This is a genomic window from Kitasatospora sp. NPDC056651 (assembly GCF_042792155.1).
Lineage (GTDB): Bacteria > Actinomycetota > Actinomycetes > Streptomycetales > Streptomycetaceae > Kitasatospora.
In genome coordinates this window covers 1-6,760 of the sequence record NZ_JBHTWX010000190.1, presented here as the reverse complement: position 1 = coordinate 6,760, position 6,760 = coordinate 1, and the positions used below count along the sequence as shown (strand labels likewise).

1 protein-coding gene is annotated in these 6,760 nt (G+C 74.6%); it reads right to left on the bottom strand.

Features of this window, described 5'->3' with window-relative positions; genetic code table 11:
* Positions 1 to 6,760, bottom strand: a 6,760-nt coding sequence (locus ACFRAR_RS37710; RefSeq protein ID WP_380704805.1) for an SDR family NAD(P)-dependent oxidoreductase, incomplete at both ends; no start/stop codon positions are given.

The following is a 6,760-nucleotide window of genomic DNA, read 5'->3' as shown; positions in this document are numbered from 1 at the left end:
GTGGCGAGGAGGGCTTGGGCTTCGATGGGGTCGCCGAGGGTGGTGCCGGTGCCGTGGGCTTCGACGGCGTCGACGTCGGCGGGTTCCAGGCGGGCACTCGCGAGCGCCTGCCGGATGACGCGTTCCTGGGCTGGCCCGTTGGGCGCGGTGAGGCCGTTGCTCGCACCGTCCTGGTTGATCGCGCTGCCGCGGATGGCGGCCAGCACCCGGTGTCCGTTGCGCCGGGCGTCGGAGAGCCGTTCGAGCAGGAGGAGGCCCACGCCTTCGGAGAAACCGGTGCCGTCGGCGTCGGCGGAGAAGGCCCTGCAGCGGCCGTCCTCGGACAGGCCGCGCTGGCGGCTGAACTCGATGAAGGTGTTGGGGGTGGCCATGACGGCCACGCCGCCCGCGAGTGCGAGCGTGCACTCGCCGCTCCGCAGTGCTTGCGCGGCGAGGTGCAGGGCTACCAGGGACGAGGAGCACGCGGTGTCCACGGACACCGCCGGGCCCTCCAGGCCGAGGGTGTAGGCCACCCGGCCGGAGGCCACGCTTCCGTAGCTGCCGTTGCGCAGGTAACCCTCCAACTCCTCGGGCACCTTGCTCAGCCGTGAACCGTAGTCGTTGTACATGACGCCGGTGAAGACGCCGGTCTGGCTGCCGTGGAGGGTCTCGGGGTCGATTCCGGCGTGTTCGAGGGCTTCCCAGGCGGTTTCGAGGAGGAGGCGCTGTTGGGGGTCGGTGGCCAGGGCCTCGCGGGGGCTCAGGCCGAAGAACTCGGGGTCGAAGTCGGCGGCGTCGTGGAGGAAGCCGCCGTGCCGGGTGTAACTCGTCCCGGTCCGGTCCGGGTCGGGGTCGTACAGCTCGTCGAGGTTCCAGCCGCGGTCGGTGGGGAAGTCGCCGATGGCGTCGGTGCCGTCGGCGACCAGGCGCCAGAGGTCCTCGGGCGAGGTGACACCGCCGGGGTAGCGGCAGGCCATGCCGACGATGACGACCGGGTCGTCCGTGGTCGCGACGACGGCCGTGGCGGCGGACACGGCGGCTGTCACGGCTCCGGTGACCCGTTCGAGCAGGTATCCGGCGAGCGCGGTGGGTGTGGGGTGGTCGAAGACGAGCGTGGCGGGCAGACGCAGGCCGGTGGCGGCGTTCAGCCGGTTGCGGAGCTCGACCGCCATCAGCGAGTCGAAGCCCAGTGCCTTGAACGACTGGTTGGCGGCGACGCCGTCGGCCTCGCCGTGGCCCAGCACGGTGGCCACCTGACGGCGCGCGAAGTCGAGCAGCGCCCGGTCGCGCTCCTCCGCGGGGAGGCCGGCGAACCGCTGTGCCCACCCGCCGTCCCCTCGCCCGTCGTCCACCGCCTGAGCGGCGCGGCGCGCGGGAGTCCTGACGAGGCCACGGAAGACCGGCGGCACTCCGTCCGGGACGGCGCGGGAGCGCAGCCCGGCGAGGTCCAGCCGGGCCGGCACCAGGGTGGCTTCCGCACGGGTGAGCGCCGTGTCGAAGAGGGCGAGCCCCTCGTCCGAGGGCAGCGGTGCCACACCCGCCCGGGCCATGCGCGCGAGGTCCGCGCCGCCCAGGTGCCCGGTCATGCCGCTGGCCTCCTCCCACAGGCCCCAGGCCAGGGAGGTGGCGGGCAGTCCGTGGGCGCGGCGATGGGCGGCGAGGCCGTCGAGGTAGGCGTTGGCGGCGGCGTAGTTGCCCTGCCCCGCGTACCCGATCGTGCCGACGACGGAGGAGAAGAGGACGAACGCGCGCAGGTCGCTGTCCCGGGTCAGCTCGTGGAGGTGCCACGCGGCGTCGGCCTTGGCACGGAGCACGGTGGCCAGGCGCTCCGGCGTCAGGCTGTCGAAGGTGCCGTCGTCCAGGGTGCCCGCGGTGTGGACGACGGCGGTGAGGGGGTGCTCGCGGGGGACGGTGGCGAGCAGCGCGGCCAGGGCGTCGCGGTCGGCGACGTCGCAGGCGGCGATGGTGGTGTCGGCGCCCAGGGCCGTCAGTTCGGCGTGGAGTTCGGTGGCGCCGTCGGCGGCGGGGCCGCGCCGGCTGACGAGCAGGAGGTGGCGTGCGCCGTGCTCGGTGACGAGGTGCCGGGCCAGCAGGGTGCCCAGGCCGCCCGTGCCGCCGGTGACGAGGACGGTGCCGTCGGGGTCGAGGCCCCGGCCGTCGGCCCCGGCACGGTCGGAGGTGTCGGAGCGGTCGGCGCGTCCCAGCCGGGGTGTGCGGAACTCGCCGTCGCGCAGGGCGAGTTGCGGCTCGCCCGTGGCCAGGGCGGCCCGCAGGAGACCGGCGGCGGGCTCGGCCTCGTCCGTGTCGAGCAGGACGAGACGTCCGGGCTGCTCGGACTGTGCCGTGCGCAGCAGACCCCAGACGGCCGCCGCGGCGAGGTCCGTGACGTCGTCGCCGTCCCGGGTGGCGACCGCGCCGCGGGTGGTGACGATCAGCCGGTTGTCGGCGAAGCGCTCGTCGGCCAGCCATGTCCGGACCGTGCGCAGCGTCCCTTCGAGGGTGGAGTGCAGGCCGTCGCCCGCGATCGGGAGCACCGTGTCCCGGCCCGGGCCGGCCGTGGCGAGGGCGACCGGCTCCGGGTGGGCGGCGTCGTCCGCCCCCGGAACGGCCAGGGGCGGCCAGTCCAGTCGGTACAGCGACCGGCCGGGCCCGGACGTGCGGCCCGCGGCGGCCAGCCGCTCGACGGAGACGGGCCGCAGGGCCAGCAGGCCGGCCTCGGCGGCCGGGGCTCCCGTCAGGTCGTAGGCCGTGACGGACATGGTGTCCCGGCCCGTCGGCGTGAACACCACCCGCAGCTCCCGGGCCCCCGTGGCGTGCAGCCGCAGGCCGTCCCAGGCGAAGGGAAGCAGCGGCCCGTCCTCGGCGTGGTCCCGCAGCACGACGGCGTGCAGGGCCGCGTCGAGCAGTGCCGGGTGGAGGCCGAACGCGTCGGCGCCGGCCCGCTGTTCCTCCGCCAGCCGCACTTCGGCGAACACCTCCGCGCCGCGCTGCCACAGGGCGCTCAGCCCCTGGAAGGCCGGGCCGTAGTCGTAGCCCCGGGCGGCCAGGAGCTCGTAGTGCCCGGTGAGGTCGACGGGCGTGGCGCCTTCCGGGGGCCAGGAGCCGAGGGCGTGCGTGGTGGCCGGTTCGCCGGGGGCCAGGAGGGCGGTCGCGTGCCGGGTCCACTCCTCGTCGTTCGCGCCGGGGGTGTCGGCGGTGGGACGGGAGTACACGCGCAGCGGGCGCCGGCCCGACCGGTCCGCCGCTCCCACGGCCAGCTGGAGCTGGACCTCGCCGTGGTCGGGGAGGACCAGTGGTGCTTCGAGCGTGAGGTCGTCGACCCGGTCGCACCCCGCCTCGTCCGCCGCGCGCAGGGCCAGTTCCACGAACGCGGTGCCGGGCAGGAGCACGGTGCCCGCCACGGCGTGGTCCGCCAGCCACGGCTGGGCGCGCACCGACAGCCGGCCGGTGAGCAGCAGCCCGCCGTCGTCGGCGAGGGACACCAGGGCGCCCAGCAGCGGATGGTCCGCCGCGGCGAGTCCGGCACCGGCCATGTCTCCCGCCGCGGCCGGGGTCTCGATCCAGTACCGGCGGCGCTGGAACGCGTAGGTGGGCAGCTCGACCCGCCGGGCGGGCCCTGCCGTGCCGGGCACCGCGGCCCAGTCCACCTCGTGGCCGCCGACGAACACGGTGGCGAGGGAGGTGAGGAACTCGCGCCAGTCGCCCTTGTCGCGGCGGAGCGAGCCGACGACCACGGCGGGTGCGTCCTGTCCGGTCTCCGCCGCAGCCGCTTCGAGGGTCTCCTGCACGCCCATGGTCAGCACGGGGTGCGGGCTGCTCTCGACGAACGTCCGGTAGCCGTCGGCCGCCAGGGCCCGGATCGCCTTCTCGAACCGCACGGTGTTGCGGAGGTTGCGGTACCAGTAGTCGCCGTCCAGCGCCGTCGTGTCGACGGGCTCGCCGAGGAGCGTGGAGTAGAACGTCACGTCCGACGCGCGCGGCGTCACGTCCGCCAGGGCCCGGAGCACCTCGTCGCGGATCTCCTCCACGTGCGCGGAGTGCGAGGCGTAGTCCACCGCGATCGTCCTGGCCCGGATCCCCTCGGCCCGGCAGGACTCCACCAGCTCCGCGAGCGCGTCGGGATCGCCGGAGACCACGGTGGCGGACGGCCCGTTGACCGCCGCGACCGACAGCCGGTCGCCCCAGCGCTCCAGCCGGGCCAGCGTCTCCTGCGGTGACAGCGGTACGGAGCCCATGCCGCCCTTGCCCGCGAGCGCGCGGATCGCCTGGCTGCGCAGGGCGACCACCTTCGCCGCGTCGTCCAGCGACAGCGCGCCGGCGACGTACGCGGCGGCGATCTCGCCCTGTGAGTGCCCGACCACGGCGGCGGGGGTGACGCCCACGGAGCGCCAGACCGCCGCCAGCGACACCATCACGGCGAACAGCGCGGGCTGCACCACGTCCACGCGCTCCAGCCCCGGAGCGCCGGGGGCGCGGCGCAGGACCTCGGTGAGCGACCAGTCCACGTACGGCGCCAGGGCCCGCTCGCACGCGGCGATGCCGTCGGCGAACACGGCGTGGGAATCCAGCAGTTCCACCGCCATTCCGGCCCACTGCGAGCCCTGGCCGGGGAAGACGAGGACAGCCCTGTCGGAGCCCGCCGGGGCGGCCGCGACCACGGAGGCCGGGGTGTCCCCGTCGGCCAGCCCCGCCAGCCCGGCGACGAGGCTCTCGTGGTTCTCGCCGAGGACCACGGCACGGTGGTCGAGCAGGGCCCGACCGGTGGCGAGGGCGTGGGCGACGTCGGCGGGGCGGGGGAGGGGCGTCGCGGCGAGGTGCTCGTGCAGCCGTTTCGCCTGGGCGCGCAGTGCTGTTTCGGTGCGGCCGGAGAGCACCCAGGGGATGACGTTCGCGGGGGCCGGTTCCTCGTGGGGTCGCGTTTCCTGTGCCGGGATGGGTTGTTCGAGGATGAGGTGGGCGTTGGTGCCGCTGATGCCGAAGGAGGAGATGGCGGCGCGGCGGGGGCGGTTCGGGTCCGTCTCCCATGGCGCTGTCTCGGTGAGCAGGGAGACGGCCCCTGACGACCAGTCGACGTGTGGGGTGGGCTCGCCCACGTGGAGAGTCTTGGGCAGCACGCCGTGGTGCATGGCCATGACCATTTTGATGACGCCGGCGACGCCCGCGGCGGCCTGGGTGTGGCCGATGTTGGATTTGAGCGAGCCGAGACGCAGGGGGTGGTTCGTGGGTCGGTTCTGGCCGTAGGTGGCGAGGATGGCCTGGGCTTCGATGGGGTCGCCCAGCTTGGTGCCGGTGCCGTGGGCCTCGACGACGTCCACGTCGGAGGGCTCCAGTCGGGCACTGGCCAGCGCCTGCCGGACCACCTGCTCCTGCGAAGGGCCGTTCGGTGCCGTCAGGCCGTTGCTGGCGCCGTCCTGGTTGATCGCGCTGCCGCGGATGACGGCGAGGACCCGGTGGCCGTTGGCCTCCGCGTCCGACAGCCGTTCCAGGGCGATCATGCCCACGCCCTCGCCCCAGGCCGTGCCGTCGGCGTCGGCGGAGAACGCCTTGCACCGGCCGTCCGCCGACAGACCGCGCTGGCGGCTGAACTCCACGAACATGCCGGGCGTCGCCATCACCGTCGCGCCGCCGGCCAGGGCGATGCGGCATTCACCCTGGCGCAGCGACTGCGCGGCGAGGTGCAGGGCGACCAGCGAGGACGAGCACGCCGTGTCGATGGTCACCGCCGGGCCCTGCAGACCGAGCGTGTAGGCCACCCGTCCGGAAGCGACGCTCGCCGTGCTGCCCGTCAGGAGATACCCCTCGTACCCCTCCGCGGGCTCGTGCAGACGCGGGCCGTAGTCCTGCGACATGGCGCCGACGAAGACACCTGCCGTGGTTCCCCGGAGCGAGGTCGGGGCGATGCCCGCGCGCTCCAGCGCCTCCCAGGAGGTCTCCAGCAGCAGCCGCTGCTGCGGGTCCATCGCCGCGGCCTCGCGCGGGGAGATACCGAAGAAGGCGGGGTCGAACTCGTCGGCGTCGTGCAGGAATCCACCCTGCCGGACGTAGCTCTTGCCGGGGCGGCCGGGCACCGGGTCGTACAGCTCGTCCACGTCCCAGCCGCGGTTGACGGGCAGTTCGGAGACGGCGTCGCGCGCCTCGTCGACCAGGCGCCAGAGGTCCTCCGGCGAGGCGACACCGCCGGGGTAACGGCAGGCCATGCCCACGATGGCGATCGGCTCGTCCGAGAGCCCGGTGACGGTCACGTCCCGCTGCCCGGCCGGACCGCCGGTGAGCGATGCCCGCAGGTGCTCGGCGAGCGCTGCGGGACTCGGGTGGTCGTAGACCAGGGTCGGCGGGAGGTCCATCCCCGTCGCGGAGTTCAGCCGCTTCCGCAGCTCCACCGCCCCCAGGGAGTCGAAGCCGAGTTCCTTGAACGTCTGCTTGGGGTCGACGGAGTTCGACGTCAGGTGGCCGAGCACGGTGGCGACGTTCGTCCGCACCAGCTCCAGGAGGACACGCTCGCGCTCGGCCCGCGGAAGCCCGGCGAGGCGCTGGGCGAGCGGAAGTTCGGCAGCCGGTGCCACCTCGCCCTCGTTCGCGTCCGCGTTCCGGGTGGGTGGGGGAGCGGCCTCGTGCGGTGTGGCAGGGCGGTCGGTGTCGATCCAGTGGCGTTGGCGTTGGAAGGGGTAGGTGGGGAGGGGGGTGTGGGTGGTGGTGGTGTGGTGGGTGTGCCAGTTGATGGGGGTGCCGGTGGTGTGGAGGTGGGCGAGGGCGGTGGTGGTGGTGTGGGGTTCGGGGTGGT